General features: G+C 66.4%; 22 protein-coding genes. 13 read left to right on the top strand and 9 right to left on the bottom strand.

Annotated features, from left to right (window positions below):
• Nucleotides 1–6 precede the first annotated feature (6 nt).
• The 8 genes from GRZ55_RS16680 (at nucleotide 7) to GRZ55_RS16645 (ending at nucleotide 5,117) form a co-directional block, all read left to right on the top strand.
• Complete coding sequence (locus tag GRZ55_RS16680; protein WP_169288094.1) at nucleotides 7–417, top strand: VOC family protein; 411 nt, start codon at nucleotides 7–9, stop codon at nucleotides 415–417.
• The gene (locus tag GRZ55_RS16675) at nucleotides 417–1,052 is read left to right on the top strand and encodes a non-canonical purine NTP pyrophosphatase (protein ID WP_169288093.1); all 636 of its coding nucleotides are present in this window, start codon (nucleotides 417–419) and stop codon (nucleotides 1,050–1,052) included. Before GRZ55_RS16680 ends, GRZ55_RS16675 begins: the two co-directional genes overlap by 1 nt.
• Nucleotides 1,049–2,206: a radical SAM family heme chaperone HemW gene (hemW, locus tag GRZ55_RS16670; RefSeq protein WP_169288092.1), complete on the top strand. Its 1,158-nt coding sequence runs from the start codon at nucleotides 1,049–1,051 to the stop codon at nucleotides 2,204–2,206. Before GRZ55_RS16675 ends, hemW begins: the two co-directional genes overlap by 4 nt.
• Before the next feature lie 68 nt (nucleotides 2,207–2,274).
• Complete coding sequence (locus GRZ55_RS16665; RefSeq protein WP_169288091.1) at nucleotides 2,275–2,538, top strand: type II toxin-antitoxin system Phd/YefM family antitoxin; 264 nt, start codon at nucleotides 2,275–2,277, stop codon at nucleotides 2,536–2,538.
• Nucleotides 2,535–2,960, top strand: coding sequence for a type II toxin-antitoxin system VapC family toxin (locus tag GRZ55_RS16660; RefSeq protein ID WP_169288090.1), 426 nt, complete (start codon nucleotides 2,535–2,537; stop codon nucleotides 2,958–2,960). The genes GRZ55_RS16665 and GRZ55_RS16660 overlap by 4 nt, the downstream gene beginning before the upstream one ends.
• Nucleotides 2,957–3,850 (top strand): 16S rRNA (cytidine(1402)-2'-O)-methyltransferase, encoded by an 894-nt coding sequence (gene rsmI, locus GRZ55_RS16655; protein WP_169288089.1) that lies wholly within the window; start codon nucleotides 2,957–2,959, stop codon nucleotides 3,848–3,850. Before GRZ55_RS16660 ends, rsmI begins: the two co-directional genes overlap by 4 nt.
• Nucleotides 3,840–4,217, top strand: a complete 378-nt coding sequence (locus GRZ55_RS16650) for a YraN family protein (protein ID WP_169288088.1) — start codon at nucleotides 3,840–3,842, stop codon at nucleotides 4,215–4,217. The genes rsmI and GRZ55_RS16650 overlap by 11 nt, the downstream gene beginning before the upstream one ends.
• Before the next feature lie 72 nt (nucleotides 4,218–4,289).
• A complete protein-coding gene (locus GRZ55_RS16645; RefSeq protein ID WP_169288087.1) occupies nucleotides 4,290–5,117 on the top strand; it encodes a cyclase family protein in 828 nt (275 codons plus the stop codon).
• Between the two features lie 9 nt (nucleotides 5,118–5,126).
• On the opposite strand, the gene GRZ55_RS16640 is transcribed toward GRZ55_RS16645, so the two are convergent.
• The 3 genes from GRZ55_RS16640 to GRZ55_RS16630 all read right to left on the bottom strand — a co-directional run bounded on the left by GRZ55_RS16640 (nucleotide 5,127) and on the right by GRZ55_RS16630 (nucleotide 7,678).
• Entirely contained in the window at nucleotides 5,127–5,897 is a 771-nt protein-coding gene (locus GRZ55_RS16640) for an RES family NAD+ phosphorylase (RefSeq protein ID WP_169288086.1), read from the bottom strand.
• Entirely contained in the window at nucleotides 5,857–6,234 is a 378-nt protein-coding gene (locus GRZ55_RS16635; protein WP_169288085.1) for an MbcA/ParS/Xre antitoxin family protein, read from the bottom strand. Before GRZ55_RS16635 ends, GRZ55_RS16640 begins: the two co-directional genes overlap by 41 nt.
• Nucleotides 6,235–6,304: 70 nt before the next feature.
• Nucleotides 6,305–7,678, bottom strand: coding sequence for a cytochrome P450 (locus GRZ55_RS16630; RefSeq protein WP_169288084.1), 1,374 nt, complete (start codon nucleotides 7,676–7,678; stop codon nucleotides 6,305–6,307).
• A 214-nt stretch (nucleotides 7,679–7,892) separates the two neighbouring features.
• Here GRZ55_RS16630 and gyrB point away from each other — a divergent pair, with 214 nt between their 5' ends.
• The gene (gyrB, locus tag GRZ55_RS16625) at nucleotides 7,893–10,340 is read left to right on the top strand and encodes a DNA topoisomerase (ATP-hydrolyzing) subunit B (protein WP_169288083.1); all 2,448 of its coding nucleotides are present in this window, start codon (nucleotides 7,893–7,895) and stop codon (nucleotides 10,338–10,340) included.
• Between the two features lie 36 nt (nucleotides 10,341–10,376).
• Here the strand turns inward: gyrB and GRZ55_RS16620 are convergent, their stop codons facing one another.
• Nucleotides 10,377–10,859 carry a GNAT family N-acetyltransferase gene (locus GRZ55_RS16620; RefSeq protein WP_169288082.1) on the bottom strand — a complete coding sequence of 161 codons (483 nt, stop codon included), beginning with the start codon at nucleotides 10,857–10,859 and terminating at the stop codon, nucleotides 10,377–10,379.
• 141 nt (nucleotides 10,860–11,000) lie between these two features.
• On the opposite strand from GRZ55_RS16620, the gene GRZ55_RS16615 reads away from it, so the two are divergent.
• Nucleotides 11,001–11,993, top strand: coding sequence for an adenosine kinase (locus tag GRZ55_RS16615; RefSeq protein ID WP_169288081.1), 993 nt, complete (start codon nucleotides 11,001–11,003; stop codon nucleotides 11,991–11,993).
• Nucleotides 11,994–11,996: 3 nt separating this feature from the next.
• Here GRZ55_RS16615 and GRZ55_RS16610 read toward each other — a convergent pair whose 3' ends face one another.
• A complete protein-coding gene (locus GRZ55_RS16610) occupies nucleotides 11,997–12,629 on the bottom strand; it encodes a trimeric intracellular cation channel family protein (protein ID WP_169288080.1) in 633 nt (210 codons plus the stop codon).
• 67 nt (nucleotides 12,630–12,696) lie between these two features.
• On the opposite strand from GRZ55_RS16610, the gene GRZ55_RS16605 reads away from it, so the two are divergent.
• Nucleotides 12,697–12,924 (top strand): DUF3329 domain-containing protein, encoded by a 228-nt coding sequence (locus GRZ55_RS16605; RefSeq protein ID WP_169288079.1) that lies wholly within the window; start codon nucleotides 12,697–12,699, stop codon nucleotides 12,922–12,924.
• 12 nt (nucleotides 12,925–12,936) lie between these two features.
• On the opposite strand, the gene GRZ55_RS16600 is transcribed toward GRZ55_RS16605, so the two are convergent.
• Complete coding sequence (locus tag GRZ55_RS16600; protein WP_246734833.1) at nucleotides 12,937–13,839, bottom strand: MBL fold metallo-hydrolase; 903 nt, start codon at nucleotides 13,837–13,839, stop codon at nucleotides 12,937–12,939.
• Between the two features lie 290 nt (nucleotides 13,840–14,129).
• Between GRZ55_RS16600 and GRZ55_RS16595 the strand changes: the two genes are divergently transcribed.
• Both GRZ55_RS16595 and GRZ55_RS16590 read left to right on the top strand, forming a co-directional pair.
• A complete protein-coding gene (locus GRZ55_RS16595) occupies nucleotides 14,130–15,539 on the top strand; it encodes an MFS transporter (protein ID WP_169288077.1) in 1,410 nt (469 codons plus the stop codon).
• 85 nt (nucleotides 15,540–15,624) lie between these two features.
• Nucleotides 15,625–15,972, top strand: coding sequence for a RidA family protein (locus GRZ55_RS16590; protein ID WP_169288076.1), 348 nt, complete (start codon nucleotides 15,625–15,627; stop codon nucleotides 15,970–15,972).
• 6 nt (nucleotides 15,973–15,978) lie between these two features.
• On the opposite strand, the gene urtE is transcribed toward GRZ55_RS16590, so the two are convergent.
• The 3 genes from urtE to urtD are packed head-to-tail and all read right to left on the bottom strand — an operon-like array spanning nucleotide 15,979 to nucleotide 18,484.
• Complete coding sequence (gene urtE, locus GRZ55_RS16585) at nucleotides 15,979–16,674, bottom strand: urea ABC transporter ATP-binding subunit UrtE (RefSeq protein WP_169288075.1); 696 nt, start codon at nucleotides 16,672–16,674, stop codon at nucleotides 15,979–15,981.
• Nucleotides 16,674–17,735 carry an alpha/beta fold hydrolase gene (locus tag GRZ55_RS16580; protein WP_169288074.1) on the bottom strand — a complete coding sequence of 354 codons (1,062 nt, stop codon included), beginning with the start codon at nucleotides 17,733–17,735 and terminating at the stop codon, nucleotides 16,674–16,676. The genes urtE and GRZ55_RS16580 overlap by 1 nt, the downstream gene beginning before the upstream one ends.
• Before the next feature lie 2 nt (nucleotides 17,736–17,737).
• Nucleotides 17,738–18,484, bottom strand: coding sequence for an urea ABC transporter ATP-binding protein UrtD (gene urtD, locus GRZ55_RS16575; protein WP_169288073.1), 747 nt, complete (start codon nucleotides 18,482–18,484; stop codon nucleotides 17,738–17,740).
• Between the last annotated feature and the right edge of the window lie 98 nt (nucleotides 18,485–18,582).

Here is an 18,582-nt window from a genome sequence, read left to right as displayed (position 1 = left end):
GCGATCATGACGCCGACCGGCATCCTCGAAACCGCGCTCTACGCCGAAGACCTGGATGCGGCGGAGGCCTTCTACCACGACGTGCTCGGCCTCGAGCGCCTGAGCCGGGTCGGCGATCGCCACGTCTTCTTCCGCTGCGGAGACGGCGTCCTGCTGATCTTCAATCCGGCCGAGACCGCCACGCCGCCGGCACCCGACGCGAAACTGCCCGTGCCGCCCCATGGCATGCGCGGCGAAGGGCATGTCTGTTTTCGCGCCACCGAGGAAGAGATCGACCGCTGGAAGCAGCATCTCGCCGAGCACGGCGTGGCAATCGAATCCGAGTTCGAATGGCCCAAGGGCGGGCGCTCGATCTATTTCCGTGACCCGTCGGGCAATTCGATCGAATTCGCCAATCCGAAGATCTGGGGACTGTGATGCGCAAGCTCGAAGGCAGGAAGCTGGTCGTGGCCAGCCACAACAAGGGCAAGCTCGTCGAGATCGCCGAAATGATCGCGCCTTACGGCCTGGAGGCGCGCTCGGCCGCCGAATACGGCCTGCCGGAGCCCGACGAGACCGGCACGACCTTCGAGGAAAACGCCTATCTAAAGGCCTTCGCCGCGGCCGCCGCCACCGGCCTGCCCGCGCTTGCCGACGATTCGGGGCTGGCCGTCGACGCGCTCGATGGCGCGCCCGGCGTCTACACGGCCGACTGGGCCACGATGCCCGATGGCAGCCGCGATTTCGGCCACGCCATGGCGCTGACCGAAGAGAAGCTGCAGGCTGTCGGAGCAACTGATCCCTCACAGCGAACCGGCCGGTTCGTCTCCGTGCTCTGCCTGGCCTGGCCCGACGGGCACGCGGAATATTTCCGCGGCGAGGTCGACGGTACGCTGGTCTGGCCGCCGCGCGGCGAAAAGGGATTCGGGTACGATCCGGTCTTCCAGCCCGACGGGCATGAGCGTAGCTTCGGCGAGATGGAGCCGTCCGAAAAGCACGGGTTGACCAAGCCGCTGTCGCACCGCGCCCGCTCCTTCGCGCTGTTTTCGGACGCGGTGCTGGAACAGGCATGAACGCGTCGCGAGATCCGGGTTTCGGCGTTTACATCCACTGGCCGTTCTGCGCGGCCAAGTGCCCCTATTGCGACTTCAATTCCCATGTGCGCCACGGCGCCGTCGACCAGGAACGCTTCGCCGCCGCTTTCGCGCGCGAAATGGCGTCGATGCGGCAACGCACCGGCCCGCGTACCGTTACCTCGATCTTTCTGGGCGGCGGAACACCGTCGCTGATGAAGCCCGAAACGGTGGGCGCGGTGCTCGAGGCCGTTGCCGCCAACTGGACGGTGCCGGCCGGCATCGAGGTGACGCTCGAAGCCAATCCCTCTTCCGTGGAGGCGGAGCGCTTCGCGGGCTACCGCGACGCCGGCGTCAACCGCGTCTCGCTGGGCGTCCAGGCCCTCAACGATACGGATCTGCGCTTCCTCGGCCGGCTGCATTCGGTCGAACAGGCACTGCACGCGATCCGGCTGGCGCGCGAGACCTTCCCGCGCCTTTCCTTCGACCTGATCTATGCGAGGCCGGGACAGACGCTCGAAGCCTGGCAGGCGGAACTCGAAGCGGCGATCGGCCATGCCGCCGACCATCTGTCGCTCTATCAACTCACCATCGAGGAAGGCACGCCCTTCCACGCGCTGCATGCGGCCGGCAAGATCCCCATCCCCGACCCCGATCACGCGGCCGAGCTTTACCGGCTGACGCAGGAGGTTAGCGCCGCCCATGGCCTGCCGGCCTACGAGATCTCCAACCACGCCAGGCCTGGAGCCGAGAGCCAGCACAATCTGGTCTACTGGCGCTATGGCGAATATGTCGGCGTCGGACCGGGCGCCCATGGCCGCTTCATCGAGGATGGGCGGCGCGTCGTGACCTTCACCGAGAGAATGCCGGAGACCTGGGCCAATCTGGTGGAGGCGCGCGGCAACGGCATCACCGGCGGCGAAGTGCTGACGCGCTCGGAAGAGGCGGACGAATATCTCCTGATGGGGCTGAGGCTCGTCGAGGGCATCGACCTGGCGCGCTACGAGGCGCTGTCGGGCCGGCCACTGTCCAACAGGCGCATCGCCGCGCTGCAGGACGAGGAGCTGGTCGCCCCCGTTGGCAACCACGCCCTGCGTGCCACGCCCGCCGGCATGATCGTGCTCGACGCCGTGGTGGCCGATCTGGCGAGCTGACACATGGCTTTTCGGGTGGGCCGCGACCATTTATAGTCAAGATGGTCATTCTTGGAGGTGGCGGCACGATGAGCGCAGACGGGAAACCGACGTCCTGGAGCATCGCCGACGCCAAGGCGCGCTTTTCAGAAGTGGTGGAGCGCGCCGGAAGCGAGCCCCAGATGATCACGCGCAACGGCAAGCCCGCCGCTGTGCTGGTCTCCCCCGAGGAGTGGGGCCGCAAGACGGACCGAAAGGGATCGCTGGCCGAATTTCTGCTGGCCTCTCCCTTGCGCGGATCCGAGATCGAAATCGAGCGATCGCGCGAGATGCCCCGCGACGTGAAGCTGTGAGCTTCCTCCTCGATACCAATGTCCTGTCGGAGGTTCGCCGACCCGAGCCCGATCACCAGGTGCTGCGCTGGCTGCACGAGGTCGATGAGGACCGGACCTTCATTAGCGTCATTTCGCTGGCGGAAATCCGCAAGGGCGTGCGGCTGCTCCCCGAAAGCAGGCGCCGCGAGGCCTTGGCCACCTGGCTTGCCCACCAGCTTCCCGCCAGGTTTTCGGGACGCATCCTTTCGGTCGACCAGCCGATTTCGCTGCAATGGGGCGATATCGTCGCCGACTCCCAGCGCAAGGGGAACGCACTCAGCATCATGGACGCCTTCCTGGCCGCCACGGCGATGGTTCATGATCTGCATCTCGTCACGCGGAACCTCCGCGACTTCGCTTCCCTTGGGCTTGAAACACTCAATCCCTGGAGCACGCCATGAGTGCCGGCCCCGCCACCTTCCTCATCGGGCAGAGCGCGTTCACGGCCCCGCCGCTCGAGCCGGCGCTTTATCTGGTGGCGACGCCGATCGGCAATCTTTCCGACATCACCATCCGTGCGCTGCAGGTGCTGGCGGCCGCCGACGTGATGGCCTGCGAGGACACGCGCGTCACGCGGGTGCTTCTGGAGCGCTACGGCATCCGCCGCCGCGCCAGCGCCTATCACGAGCACAATGCAGACAGCGCGGGGCCGAAACTGATCGCCGAGCTTGCGGCCGGCCGCTCGGTGGCGCTGGCCTCCGATGCCGGCACGCCGCTCGTCTCCGATCCCGGCCACAGGCTGGTCGAGGCCGCCATCGAGGCGGGCATCAGGGTGGTGCCGATTCCGGGAGCCTCAGCGGTGCTGGCGGCGCTTGCCGTTTCCGGCCTGCCGAGCGACGCCTTCTTCTTCGCCGGCTTCCTGTCTGCCAAGGACGGCCAGCGCCGGACGCGGCTCGATGAATTGAAGGCCGTGCCCGGGACGCTGGTATTCTTCGAATCCCCGCGCCGGCTGGCGGCGTCGCTGCGCTCCATGGCGGAGGTGCTGGGCGACAGGCCGGCCGCGGTGTGCCGGGAGCTGACCAAGACCTTCGAGGAAGCGCGGCGCGGCACTCTCGCCGCCCTTGCCGCGCATTACGCCGAGGCCGACACGCCGAAGGGCGAGATCGTGGTCTGCGTCGGTCCGCCACTGGCGGAGGAGCCGGCCTCGGCGGAAGACACCGACCGGCTGCTTCTGGCGCTTTCCGCCGAGATGGGGGCCTCGAGGGCTGCCGGAGAGGCGGCGCGCATGACGGGCACGAAGAAGGCCGATCTCTATCGCCGGCTGATGGAACTCAAGGGCGATGCCGGCTGATGCCGCCCACAGGCGCCGGCGCGCCCATGGCAGGGGCCATCGCGGCGAGTGGCTGGCCGCGCTCGCGCTCTCCATCAAGGGCTACCGCATCCTGGCGCGCCGCTTCCGCACGAAGCTCGGCGAGATCGACCTGATCGCCAGGCGCGGCGACGTGATCGCCATCGTCGAGGTCAAGGCGCGGCCGACGCTCACGCAAGCGATGGATGCCGTCACGCCCATGGCGCAGCGGCGCATCGAGGCGGCCGGCGATCTGTGGCTTTCGCGCCAGCCCGACCATGGCAGGCTTTCGATCCGCTACGATCTGGTCGCGGTGCTTCCGCGGCGCTGGCCCGTGCATGTCGAGAACATCTTCCAAGGCGGGCGCTGAGGCGATTTTCTGCTTTACGTAGCGGCACTTGAGGATCACTCTGGCTTTTCAACAACCAGCCAGGAGCGGACCATGTGCCATCATTGTGTCGTCGAGAGCGTGAAGTCGCGGATGCTGAGCCGGCGTGACTTCTTCCGGGGCAGCGCGGTGGCTGCGGGCGCCGCCGCCCTTGCCGCCACTGCCGCGCCGCGGCCGCTCTTCGCGCAGGCGGCGAGCCCCATGCGGGCCATCGACCTGACGCACGAGCTGCACGAGGCCTTTCCGACCTTTGCCGGCGAGCAGCAGTTCTTCATGGAACCCAAATACGAGATCGGGTCGGACGGCTACAATCTCAACATCTGGACGATGGAAGAGCATGTCGGCACCCATATCGACGCGCCGCTGCACTTTTCCGAGGACGGCGCTTCGGTGGCCGAGCTTCCCGTGGAGCAACTGGTCTGCCCGCTCGCCATCATCGACATCCGCGAGCGTGCCGAAGCCGACCCGGACGCGCAGGTGACACCCGACGACATCGCCGCCTGGGTCGCCGAGCATGGCGACATCCCGGAGGGCGCCTGCATCGCCATGCTGTCTGGCTGGGACCGCCATGTCGACACCGACATGTTCCGCAATGCCGATGCCGATGGGGGCATGCATTTCCCGGGCTTTCATCCGGAAGCCACCGACATGCTGATGGCGGAAACGGGCGCCCGCGTCATCGCGGTCGACACGCTGTCGCTCGACCACGGCCCCTCGGCCGATTTCGCGGTCCACTATTCCTGGCTGCCGAGCGGGCGCTACGGCATCGAATGCGTCGCCAATCTGGGCGAACTGCCGGCATCCGGCGCCACGCTTGTTGTCGGCGCGCCGAAAGTCAGGAACGGCACCGGTGGCTTGGCACGGGTCTTTGCGATGGTATGAGGCGGGAACTCAGCCTTTCCTTCGGCTGGCGAGCACGGACAGGCGCGCGTCGGCGGCGAAACCGTCGAGCGTGAACTGCAGTCCTTGGGCCGGCCGGTCACTGAGCGCCGCCACCCCGGCCGCCGACAGCGATAGTCGCCAGGTGGCGTATTGCGACGGCCGCCCTGCGGCGAACGCACGGCAGGTCAGCAAAGCCAGATTGGCCCCGCCATGAGGATCACGAACCGAACGGTATCGGATCGCTTCGATGCCGGCCTCCCGTGCCGCATCGGCGAGCGTCAGGCAGGCCTCATAGCTGGTCGGATGCGTCCAGGCCGATGCGTCGGCAGCCAGAGGTTCAGCCGTAAGGTCAATGGCGAAAGCCGCTTCGAAGCGTGTCGAAAAGGCCGTGAACTCAAGCGGATTGGCTGGCCATGGGGTGTCCGGACTCTCCGCGAAAAAGAGCAGCCGGTAGAAGGCCGTTTCCGCGACCGCCGTCTCGACCTTTTCCCCGGCATAGAAGACGCCGGGCGTATAGCCCTCGCGCCGGAAGCGCGAATTGCCTGGGTAGCGCCCGTAGCGAAAGGGCGAGGCCAGGAGATAATGAAGGTGCCGGCACTCGGGCGGCACAGGCGGCTTCGTGCGCTCGAGTTCGGCCTCGAGCAAGGCCTGCTCGTCCAGCGTGTCGACAAGTTTCATTGTCGAGACGCGGTGCTGGGCCTCGACCAGACGCCAGCACGAGCCCGACCGGGCACGTGCTTCAGAGCGGAGCGCGGCGGGCGTCCAGATAGGCAAGGACATGGGCCAGTCCGTCGACGGTGCGTATACGCTGGAGAGGCGGGGCCCCAAGGGCGGCGTTGTCGGCCCGCATCCAGCGGCGCGCGGCGGAATCGTCGCCGCCCAGGATAGCATCCAGCGATCGGTAGAGCCTGATGAAGAGCAGTGCGAGTTCCTGCGGCTTGCCGATGAGGCGGCCGGCGTCGGACGGGTTTCGCTTGAGGCGGGAGAGAGTCGCTTCGGAGACGCCGACGATGCGCGACAGTTCCTTCGCCGTCACGCCGAGCAGATCGGCAGCACGCAGCAACGCCTTGGCGATCACGAGTTCGGTCTGCGGCTGTCGGGCTTCGGCAAGAGACATCGCTGCGCCTGTCAATTTCATGTGCAATCAAAGATATGTCAGATTGCTACGGAAATCAATGTCCGGACATCTAGCGCCGCACCACCTTCATCGGAAGCCCGCCCTGCGGCTGGGTGGTGAGCTTCTGCACCGGCCACGGCTTGGTCTCCGGCAGGCTTTCGAACCGGAAGCGCGACATCAGCACGGCAAGAGCGATCACCGCCTCCTGCATGGCGAATTGCGCGCCGATGCAGATGCGCGGGCCGGCGCCGAAGGGCAGGTACTGGTAGCGATCCAGCTTCTCGCGGTTTCCGGGATGGAAGCGTTCGGGCATGAAGGCGTCCGGCCGGTCCCAGAGCGCACGGTGGCGGTGGACCGTCCAGGGCATGACCAGGATCTGCGCGCCCTTGCGGATCTCCAGATCCTCGTAGCGGTCGGGCTCGATCGCCTCGCGGTTGATCGAGGGGGCCGGCGGATAAAGCCGCATCGCCTCCTCGAAGGCCGAGCGGGTGAACGGCATGGCGTCAAGCCAATCGGTCGGGTCGGGGGTGGTTGGCAGCACCCGGTCGATCTCCTCCTCGATCCGCTCGCGTTCCCAGGGCGCCTGCGAGAGGCAGTAGATCGCCCAGCCCAGCGCGCGTGCCGTGGTCTCGTGACCGGCGCCGATGAAGGTGATGATGTTGTCCTCGACCTCGCCGCGCGTCAGCCCTTCCGGGCCTTCTGCGCGGAGAAGCAGGGTGAGGAAATCTTCCGGCACGGATTGGGGATCGGCCTCCATCTTGCCCCTTCGCATCTCCATCGTCTCGGCCACGATGCGGCGGAAGAAGGCCAGCGATGCGCGCCCCCTGATGCGGGTGATGCGCGGCAGCCAGTCGGGCGCGCCGATGATGTCGAGCGGGTCGACGCGGCCCATGGTCTCGAAGAGCCGGTCGACCTGATGGGCAAAGCTGCCCGCCTCGCCGGCGATCTCGCCGGAAAACAGCGTCTCGGCGAGGATGTCGAATGTCAGCATCGTCATGTCGCGCGACACGTCGACCGGGCCGGCGGCATTCTCGTAGCGCGCGGCGAAAGCCTCCGTGCATCTGAGCATGGCGGGCGCGAAGCCGTGGATGCTGCGCGGCGTGAAGACCGGTGCCATGGCCTTGCGCGAACGGCGCCAGACCTGGCCCTCGGCGGTCAGGAGCCCGTCGCGCAGGATCGGGCGCAGGATCTTCTGGCGCACCTTCGCCATCTTGTAGTTCTTGGCGTTGTCGACCAGCACGTGGCGGATCAGGCCGGGATCGTTGGCGATCACCAGCGGTCCGCCGATGCCGGTCGAGATCGAGATCCAGGGCTTGTTGTAGGACGGCTCGCCCCACAGTTCGAGCGGGTTCTTGTTGACGATGCGCAGCATCTGCAGCGTCGAGGGCGGCTTCTGCCTGGGCCGGGGCGCGGGCGGCACGAAGGGCGCGGGTTTTGTGTCCATGAGGATTGAGATAGGGACCCCCAGTGCCGGCGGCAAATGAACAATGCGCCATGGCGGGCACCACGATCCCGTTTCGGGCTCCAAACCTGTCCAAAAACCGCCGGAAACCTTGGAATTTCAGGCTGAAATGCCTATATCTGTCCTGTCTTAATCCGCTGATTCGCGGTCCCTCTGGTGGCATCCCTTTCCACCCCGTCAGGACGAAAAAGCACGCATGACCGATACACCCGAAACGCAGAATGGCGGCAACGCCGAATACGGCGCGGATTCCATCAAGGTTCTCAAGGGCCTGGATGCGGTGCGCAAGCGCCCCGGCATGTATATCGGCGACACCGATGACGGCTCGGGCCTGCATCACATGGTCTATGAGGTGGTCGACAACGCCATCGACGAGGCGCTGGCCGGCCATGCCGACAAGGTCACCGTGACGCTCAATCCGGACGGCTCGGTCACCGTGACCGACAATGGGCGCGGCATTCCCACCGACATGCACACGGGCGAAGGCGTCTCGGCGGCCGAGGTCATCATGACCCAGCTCCATGCCGGCGGTAAATTCGACCAGAATTCCTACAAGGTCTCTGGCGGCCTGCACGGCGTCGGCGTCTCGGTCGTCAACGCGCTGTCCGTGTGGCTGAAGATGAAGATCCGCCGCAAGGGCCAGATCCATGAGATGAGCTTCACCCATGGCGTCGCCGACGGGCCGCTGGCCGTCACGGGCGATGCCGGCGGCGAGACGGGCACGGAGATCACGTTCCAGCCCTCGGCCGAAACCTTCACCATGGTGAATTTCGACTACAACACGCTCGAGCACAGGCTGCGCGAACTCGCCTTCCTGAATTCCGGCGTGCGCATCGTGCTCACCGATGCAAGGCATGCCGATGTGAAGGTGGCCGAGCTTTATTACGAGGGCGGGCTGGAAGCCTTCGTGCGCTATCTCGATCGCGCCAAGAAGCCGCTGATCGATGCGCCGATCGCCATTTCGGCCGAACGAGACGGGATTTCCGTCGAGGTCGCGATGTGGTGGAACGACAGCTACCACGAGAACGTGCTGGCCTTCACCAACACCATTCCCCAGCGCGACGGCGGCACCCATCTGGCCGGCTTCCGCGGGGCGCTCACGCGCCAGATCACGAGCTATGCCGAGGCCTCCGGCATCGCCAAGAAGGAGAAGGTGTCGATCACCGGCGACGACAGCCGCGAGGGCCTGACGGCGGTGCTGTCGGTCAAGGTGCCGGACCCGAAATTCTCCTCGCAGACCAAGGACAAGCTGGTCTCCTCCGAGGTGCGGCCGGTCGTGGAAGGCCTGGTCAACGAGGCGCTTGCCACCTGGCTGGAAGAACATCCGGCCGAAGCCAAGACACTGGTTGCCAAGGTAGCGGAAGCAGCGGCCGCCCGCGAAGCGGCGCGGCGCGCGCGCGAGCTGACACGGCGCAAGGGCGTGCTGGACATCACCTCGCTGCCCGGCAAGCTCGCCGACTGCCAGGAACGCGATCCGGCCAAGTCCGAAATCTTCATTGTCGAGGGTGACTCGGCCGGCGGCTCGGCCAAGTCGGGGCGCTCGCGCCAGAACCAGGCCATCCTGCCGCTCCGCGGCAAGATCCTGAATGTCGAGCGGGCCCGCTTCGACCGCATGCTCGGCTCCGACATGATCGGCACGCTGATCACCGCGCTCGGCGCCGGCATCGGCAAGGACGAGTTCAACCTCGCCAAGCTGCGCTACCACAAGATCATCATCATGACGGACGCCGACGTCGATGGCGCCCATATCCGAACGCTGCTGCTCACCTTCTTCTTCCGCCAGATGCCGGAACTGATCGAGCATGGGCATCTCTACATCGCCCAGCCGCCGCTCTACAAAGTCACGCGCGGCAAGTCGGTGCAGTACATCAAGGACGAGCCGGCCTTCGAGAACTTCCTCATCAGTTCGGGCCTGGAAGAAGCATCACTGGAGCTCTCCAATGGCGAGGTGCGCTCGGGCAACGATCTGCGCGCGCTGATCGACGATGCGCTGGGGCTTCGGGCGCTCATCAACGGCCTGCACACGCGCTTCGACCGCGCCGTTGTCGAGCAGGCGGCCATCGCCGGCGCGATGAATGCCGCCGTCCTTGCCGACACGGCCAAGGCCATGACGGCCGCCACCTATGTGGCCGAGCGGCTGGACACGATCGCCGACGAGACCGAGCGCGGTTGGGAAGGGCGTCTCAATACCGCCAATGACGGCACCGGCGGCTATGTTTTCGAACGCACCGTCAGGGGCGTGAAGGAGACCGTCGTGCTCGATGCCGCGCTGATCGGTTCGGCCGACGCCCGCGCCATCGACCGCTACACCGAGCGACTTCAGGAAATCTACTACAAGTCGCCCGTCCTGCGCCGCAATGACAAGAGCGAGAACATCTCGGGTCCCATGGCGCTTCTGGATGCGGTCTTCGCCACCGGCCGCAAGGGGCTCTCGCTGCAGCGCTACAAGGGGCTGGGCGAGATGAATTCAGAGCAATTGTGGGAAACCACGCTCGACCCGAACGCCCGCTCGCTGCTGCAGGTCAAGGTCAATGACGCGACGGACGCCGATTCCCTGTTCTCGCGCCTGATGGGCGACGAAGTGGAACCGCGGCGCGAGTTCATCCAGGAAAACGCGCTCAGCGTGGCCAATCTGGACGTGTGACGCGCACGTGCCGGCCGGCCCCGCCGTCCGGCACGTCTAGAGATCCCGATACATCACCAGCGCGTCGACCATGCCTTCGACGGGATGGTCGAAGGCGCGCGGCAGCCGGCCCACGGTCTCAAAGCCGAGCGACTGCCAGAGCCTGACCGCGCGTTCATTCGTCGACACGACGAAATTGAACTGCATGGCGCGGAAACCGCGCTGGCGCGCGCGCGCCAGCGAGTGGTCGTGCATGGCGCGGGCCACCCCGCGGCCGGCGGCTTCCGGCGCGGTCATGTAGCCGCAATTGCACACATGCCGGCCGCCGCCGCCCTGATTGGCGCGCAGATAGTAGGTGCCCAGAATGCGCCCTTCCACTTCGGCAACGAAGGTCTCCTTGTCCGATCCCAGCCAATAGGAGAGCGCCGCATCGCGCGACAGGTCGCGATCGAGCGTATAGGTCTCCCCGGCCCGGATGGTCGGACCGATAATGGACCAAATGGCGTCGTGGTCGCCGGCTTGGACAGGGCGGATAAGCATGAGCGTGTTCTGCCTTGGCCGTCCCCTTCATGCAATGGCCGGCGTCTCGCGCCCCACCCTTTCAATCTCCCGGCCCAGGCGATAAACCATGCCCGCACCCAGAAAGCCCGGCCGTCCGGTCGGGCCCAATTGGAGAAAACCATGACCGATTACGACGTTCTGTGCGTCGGCAATGCCATCGTCGACATCATCGCCCGCTGTGACGACGACTTCCTCGTCGACAACCACATCATCAAGGGAGCGATGAACCTGATCGACGCCGATCGCGCAAAGCTGCTCTATGACCGCATGGGGCCGGCCATCGAGACCTCCGGCGGCAGCGCGGGCAACACGGCGGCGGGCGTCGCCAGCTTCGGCGGCAAGGCGGCATTCTTCGGCAAGGTCGCAAATGACAGTCTCGGCGACATCTACGCCCATGACATCCGCGCCCAGGGCGTGGCCTTCGACACGAAGCCCCTCACCCAGGATCCGCCGACCGCGCGCTCGATGATCTTCGTGACCCCGGACGGCGAGCGCTCGATGAACACCTATCTCGGCGCCTGCGTGGAACTCGGCCCGGAGGATGTCGAGGAAGACAAGACCAAGGGCGCCCGCGTCACCTATTTCGAGGGCTATCTGTGGGATCCCCCGCGCGCCAAGGAGGCGATCCGCATCGCGGCCGATCAGGCCCATGCCGCGGATCGCGAGGTGGCGATGACGCTGTCTGACCCCTTCTGCGTCGACCGCTACCGCGAGGAATTTCTCGAACTGATGCGCTCGCGCACCGTCGACATCGTCTTTTCCAACGAGAGCGAGATGAAGTCGCTCTACCAGACCGCCTCCTTCGAGGCCGGGCTCGACGCGTTCCGCAAGGATTGCCGCCTCGGCATCGTGACGCGGTCCGAGAAGGGCTCCGTCCTGGTTCGCGGGCAGGAGACCATCCAGATCGAGCCGCTGGAGATTGGCGAGCTGGTCGACACGACGGGTGCCGGCGATCTCTATGCCGCGGGTTTCCTGCACGGCTATACCAAGGGGCGGCCGCTGGCCGATTGCGGCGCGCTCGGCAGCCTGGCGGCCGGGCTGATCATCCAGCAGATCGGTCCCCGCCCGCAGCACAGCCTCAAGGAGAAGGCGCAGCAGCACGGGCTCGGCTGAACCTCAGTCGATCTCGTCGGGCCGGCGTCCGGGGCGGCTGCGGTAACGCGGCAGCCGCCACCCGAAACGCAGCGCACCGGCCCTGACCGCGAAGGCGCTGGCAAAGGCGATAGCCGCGGCGGCCAGAAGCGGCAGGCCGGCGAGATCGGCCGCCGTGAAGGCCGCTGCGCCTGCCAGCGCGGCGGTCACGTAGATTTCCGGCCGCAGCAGCACGGAGGGCTCGCCAGAGAGCACGTCGCGCAGGATGCCGCCGAAGGTCGCGGTCAGGATTCCGGTCACCATCGCGACCAGGGGCGAGCCGGTCACAAGCAGGCCCTTATAGGCGCCGAAGGCCGAATAGGCGGCGAGCCCCGTCGCATCGAGCCACAGCAGCAGCCTGTAGCGGGACTCGACCAGATGCGCGGTGAAGTAGACCAGCAGCGCGACGCCGGCACAGACCAGGATATAGTCGTGGTTCTCGATCCAGAAGACCGGCACGCCGAGGATCAGGTCGCGCAGTGTCCCGCCTCCGATCCCGGTGATTCCCGCCATGAACGCGAATCCGATGGCGTCGAGCTGCTTGCGCGAGGCCGCCAGCGCGCCGGTCGCGGCGAACACGGCCACGCCGGCATAATCGAGAAATACGAGCTGTTCCATTTGCGGCCCCTCCCGGCTTCCACTATCGCATGGCGAGGTCGGTTGGCCAGTGAGGGAAAGGGACGCGATGAAACTCTTCGACATGAACCATGACTGGCTGCGCCCGCTCTGGGTGCGCGTGCTCATTGTCGTGGTCGCGGGCGGGTGGGGCGTCTTCGAGTGGATCAACGAGCAGCATGTCTGGGCCGTGATCTTCCTCGTCATGGCGGGCTATGCGTTCTGGAGCTTCTTCCTCGCCCCGGGGCGGCAGGGCGAGGCCGATCGGCCGGACGACACTGGCGGCGGCGAGCGATAGCCTGCCCGGCGGCTACAGTTCGAACTGGTAGCTCGCCGGCACGTAGCGATAGCCCTCGTCTAGCGTCTCGATGAAGCCGACGCCGGGAAAAGGCATGTGGTAGCCGAGGAAGGGGATGCGCTCGGCGGCCACCATGTCGAAGACGCGGCGACGCGTGGCAGCCGCCGCTTCCTTGTCCATGTCGAAGCGCACATGCCAGTCGGGGCGGCGCAGCGAGGCGATGTAGTGGTTGGCCGTGTCGGCCGTCAGAAGCAGCCGTTCGCCTTCCGATTCGAGGTGATAGATCATGTGGCCCGGCGAATGGCCGAAAGCCTCCAAGGCGGTGATGCCCGCCACCGCCTCGTCGCCCTCGGCCAGGAACATCATGTTGTCGGCAAAAGGCACCACATTGGCCTGGACGGCGCGGGCCGAATTCTCCGTTGGACCCGACAGGCGGTCCTCATGGGTCCAGAAATCGTATTCAGCCTGGCCGGCCACATAGCGCGCGTTCGGGAAGGCCGGCCCGCCTTCTTCCATCAGCCCGCCAATATGATCGCCGTGGAAATGGGTGAGCACGACGACGTCGATCGCGTCGGGGGCGTGGCCTGCCGCCTCCAGCCGCGCGCGCAACTGGCCGAGACCGCCCTGCCGCGCGCCGGCGCCCAGCCCCGTATCGAAAAGCACGCGCTCGCTGCCGGTATTGACAAGAACCGGGGTGAAGCCGTTGACGAAACGATCCGCCGGCAGGAAGTTCTCCTCCAGCAGTTCGGCCACCGCCTCGGCATCCTGGTTTTCGCCGAAGATCGGATGCGGGCCTTCCATGGCGCGCCCGCCATCGCGAATGGCAGTCACCTCGAACTGGCCGACCCGGAAGGTGCGGATGCCCGCGTAAAGATCGGCCGCGTCGGCTGTCTCGGCATGGGCGGCACGTGTCATGATCTGCGGTACTCCCATTGCCGCCAGCGAGGCGGCTCCCAGTTTCAGCGCCGTGCGGCGGCTCGTCGTGAGGCCCATCTGCAAGTCTCCCTTCTGACGAGGTGTGAATTCCCGTGCAACCCCAACTGGCGCGACCGCCGCCCGCGGCAAGGCCTTCACGCGAAGGTGACGCAAGGCGAGGGAAGCTTAGCCGCGCGTGGCAGATTGAGCCGGTTGAAGCAGCATGCTAGTTGGGCGCCCATGTCAGCCTCCCGAATGTTCCGCCTCTCCGACACGAACCGACACGTCCCTTGAACCGCACCATGCCGCTCATCCTGGCGGTGGCGCTGTTCATGGAGAACATGGACGCGACCGTCATCTCGACCGCGCTACCGGCGATCGCGGCGGATATCGGCACGAGCCCGATCACGCTCAAGCTGGCGCTGACCACCTATTTCGTGGCGCTGGCCATCTTCATCCCCGTCTCGGGCTGGATGGCCGACCGCTTCGGCGCCAAGCGCGTGTTCCGCTTCGCGCTGGGCGTGTTCGTGGTCGGCTCGATCTTCTGCGCCATGTCGAACAGCCTGCTGGAATTCGTGCTGTCGCGCTTCGTGCAGGGCATGGGCGGGGCGATGATGGTGCCGGTCGCGCGCCTCGTGCTGGTCAGGGCAACAGCCAAGAACGATCTTGTCGGCGCCATGGCCTGGCTGACCGTGCCTGCGCTGATCGGACCGCTCGTCGGCCCGCCCGTCGGCGGCTTCATCACCACCTTCATCTCCTGGCACTGGATCTTCCTCATCAACGTGCCGATCGGGCTTGCAGGCATCTGGCTGGCCGGAAGGGTGCTGCCCGAGATCGAAAGCCCGCCACCCGGGCGCATCGATAGCAAGGGTTTCGTGCTGGCCGCGCTTGCGGCATCGGGCGTGGTGTTCGGCCTCTCCGTCGTGTCGATGCCCGCGCTGCCGCCGGCAGTCGGCGGGGCGACGCTCCTGATCGGCATCGTGGCGGCAATCGCCTATCTGCGCCATGCCCGCCGGGCCGCTGCCCCGCTGCTCGATCTCAGGCTGCTGGCCAATCCGGTGCTGAAGGTCGCGATCCTTGGCAATGCGCTGTTTCGCATCGGCTCGGGCGCGGTGCCCTTCCTTTTGCCGCTGATGTTCCAGATCGGGTTCGGTCTGTCCCCCTTCCAGTCGGGCATGCTCACCTTCGTCAGCGCTTTCGGCGCCATCGGGATGAAGTTCCTGGCGCAGCGTACCTTGCGCCTTGCCGGCTTCCGCAGCGTGCTCGTGGTCACCACGCTGATGTCGGCGCTGCTCATCGGGTTCCACGGCTTCTTCGCGCCTGACACGCCCTATGCGGTGATCCTCGTCGTGCTGGTGGGCTCGGGCCTCATGCGCTCGCTCTTCTTCACCTCCGCCAATGCGCTTGTCTTCGCCGAGATCGATCATCGCGACGCCAGCCAGACGACGGCCCTGTCGGCGGTCACGCAGCAGATTTCGGTGGCCATCGGTGTCGCCGTGGCGGGCCTTCTGCTCGAGGCGCATGGCGTCTTCACGGGCGAGACGTTGGGGCTTTCGGCCTTTTCCTGGGCGTTCTTCACCGTCGGCTTCATCACAGCCATTTCCGTGGTGCCTTTCCTCGCGCTTGCGGCGACGGCCGGCCAGGGCGTTTCGGGCCATGTGGTGCGCCCACGTCCCGAGGACCCGCCATCGGTCAAATGAGGTCGCCGCATTGCCACCCGACGGCGCAGCCAATAGCGTGGCGCGCGCCCGGCAACGGGAACGGAACAGTCAGAAGGAAAGACAGATGAGCATTCAGCGCTTCGACCAGGGGCCCAATTTCTCCAAGCTGGTCGTCACCGACACCACCGCCTACACGGCAGGCTATGTCGCCAGCGACCTCTCGGCCGACGTTGGGGGCCAGACGCGCCAGATCCTGGCCGAGATCGACAGCTATCTGGCCAAGGCCGGCACCGACAAGTCGAAGCTTCTGACCGCCAATGTCTGGCTCAAGGACATCAACGACTTTTCCGCCTTCAACGCGGCCTGGTCGGAATGGTCCGACAAGGACAACCTGCCGGTGCGGGCCACCGTCGAGGCCAAGCTCGCCGATCCGAAGATCCTGGTCGAGATCATGGTGACGGCGGCGCGCTGAGCGCCCTCACACGGTCAGGTGCGCCCTGACTTCCGGCCGGTCGAGGCTTTCGGCCGGCCCGGAATGCACGATGCGGCCGCGCTCCATGATATGCACCTCGTCGGCGAGTTCCCGGCAGAAATCGAGATATTGTTCGACAAGCAACACGGCGATGCCGGCCTGGTCGCGCAGGAAGCGGATGGCGCGGCCGATATCCTTGATGATGGAAGGCTGGATGCCTTCCGTCGGCTCGTCGAGGACCAGCAGCTTCGGCCGCATGACCAGCGCCCGGCCGATGGCGAGTTGCTGCTGCTGGCCGCCCGACAGATCGCCGCCGCGCCTGCCCAGCATGTCCTTGAGCACCGGAAAGAGCTCGAAGACATGGTCGGGCACGTTGCGATCGGCGCGCTTGAGGCCGGCATAGCCGGTTTCCAGGTTCTCGCGCACGGTGAGCAGCGGAAAGATCTCGCGCCCCTGCGGCACAAAAGCGATGCCCGACCGCGCGCGCTCTGACGGCGCGCTACGGTCGAGCGTTTTCCCCTCTAAGGAAATCGAACCGGATGAAAGCTTGTGGTGGCCGACTATGGCCCGCATCAGGCTGGTCTTGCCGACGCCGTTGCGCCCCAGCACGCAGGTGATCTTGCCCGAAGCGGCCGTCATCGAGACGCCGCGAAGCGCCTCGGCGGCACCGTAGTGAAGTCGCACATTGTCGATGGTCAGCATCAGCGCGAATACCCGATCTCTTGCAGGAAAGTGTCGATGGCGGAAAACATCTGTGCGTCGCGCCCGGCCCAGACATGGCCGCCATCCGGATAGACGATCAGCCGCGATCCGGGCACGGTCTCGGCGATGTGGCGGGCCGCGTCGGCGGTGAGAAAGGCGTCATCCTCGAGCGAGATGGCGAGTGTCGGCGCCGTAATGGCGGCAAGGTCCATGGGTGCGGGATTACCGGCCAGCCTTGCGTCGTTCAGGAGCCCGCGCGCCCGCGCGCTGACGGGCAGGATGCCGCGCAGGATTTCCGAAACACGGTCCCGTTCGGCGGGCGAGGCGGCGGCGACCAGCGCCGGATCGGTGGCAAGCAGCGTGCGGATCATCGTGTCGCGCATGGCCGTGACGCCGGCCCAGAACAGGAAGTCGGACGCCAAAACGTTTTCCGCGACCCATGTCTGCGTCGCGCTCCACGGGCGGGCCGGCGGCCGACCCGGCGCGTAAGCCGCCGGCACGATGGGGATCAGCGCGGACGTGCGGTGGGGGTGGCGGATGGCGAAGGCCATCGCCGGCAGCGCGCCTGCCGACCCGCCGGCAATTGCAATCCGCTCGATGCCCAGATGATCGAGCAGGTCCACCAGCGCATCCGCCTGGTTCTCGGAAGAAGGATCGTCGGGAAAGGCCGAGCGCAGATAGCCGAAGCGCGACGGCGCGATGACGCGGTAGCCGGCATCCACCAGCCGGTGGGCAAACAGCAGCCCCTGGTCGAAACCGCCGCCAGTGCCGTGGATCATGAGGACCGGCGGCCCCTCGCCGGCTTGCGCATATTCCAGCGCGCCGTGGCGTGTCTCGATGACCGTGCTCGGCTTTGCGGCAAGGGTCTGGCGGATCTGCGAGATGTCGTTCCAGTAGGCGCTGGCGACGCCGCCGGCGCCGAGCGCGACCGCGCCGCCTGCCGCGCCAAGTCCAAGCAGCACGCTGCGTCTTGTCGGCACATCATTCTCCACAACCCGGTACAGTCCGCTCTCCGAGGCAGTCTGGCCGATATCGGGATCGGATGCCTTGACGCTGCGCAAGCTCATCTCCCCAGATAGACTTCGATCACGCGCTGGTCGCTCGAGACATGGTCGAGCGAGCCTTCCGACAGGACCGAACCTTCGTGCAGGCAGGTGACCTTGACGCCGAGCTCGCGCACGAAATGCATGTCGTGCTCGACGACGATGACGGAGTGCGTGCGTGCGATGTCCTTGAGCAGGATCGCCGTTTCCTCGGTCTCGGCATCGGTCATGCCGGCCACCGGTTCGTCGACCAGGAGCAGCTTCGGGTCCTGGGCGAGCAGCATGCCGATCTCCAGCCACTGCTTCTGGCCGTGGCTGAGATTGGCGGCGAGGTCGGCGCGGCGGTGGGCGAGCCGGATGCGCTGCAGCACCTCGTCGATGCGTCTCCGCGCCTCCGTCGTCTCCTTCCAAAAGAGGTTCGGCAGGATGGTGCGCGGGCCCTTCAGCGACATCAGGATGTTGTCTTCGACCGTGTGGCTTTCGAACACGGTCGGCTTCTGGAACTTGCGCCCGATGCCCATGATGGCGATGTCGGCCTCGTCATGCTGGGTGAGATCGATCGTACCGTCGAAATAGACCTCGCCCGTGTCGGGCCGCGTCTTGCCGGTGATGATGTCCATCATGGTCGTCTTGCCGGCGCCGTTCGGCCCGATGATGGCGCGCATCTCGCCTTTCAGCAGCACCAGCGAGAGGTTGTTGATGGCACGGAAACCGTCGAAGGAGACCGAGACGCCGTCGAGATAGAGGAGCGTGTCCTTGCGTGGCATGTCTCTTACTCCGCCGGTTGCGGTTCGGGGCCGGAGCGGCGCGGGCCGGGGCGGCCTGCGACCGGCTCGGCCGGTTCGCGGGCGGCTCTGGGCGCCGG

The organism is Chelativorans sp. ZYF759 (genome assembly GCF_012911015.1).
In the GTDB taxonomy this organism is placed as follows: domain Bacteria; phylum Pseudomonadota; class Alphaproteobacteria; order Rhizobiales; family Rhizobiaceae; genus ZYF759.
Note: the sequence above shows the minus strand (reverse complement) of the source record. Positions and strands in the feature narration are given on the sequence as shown.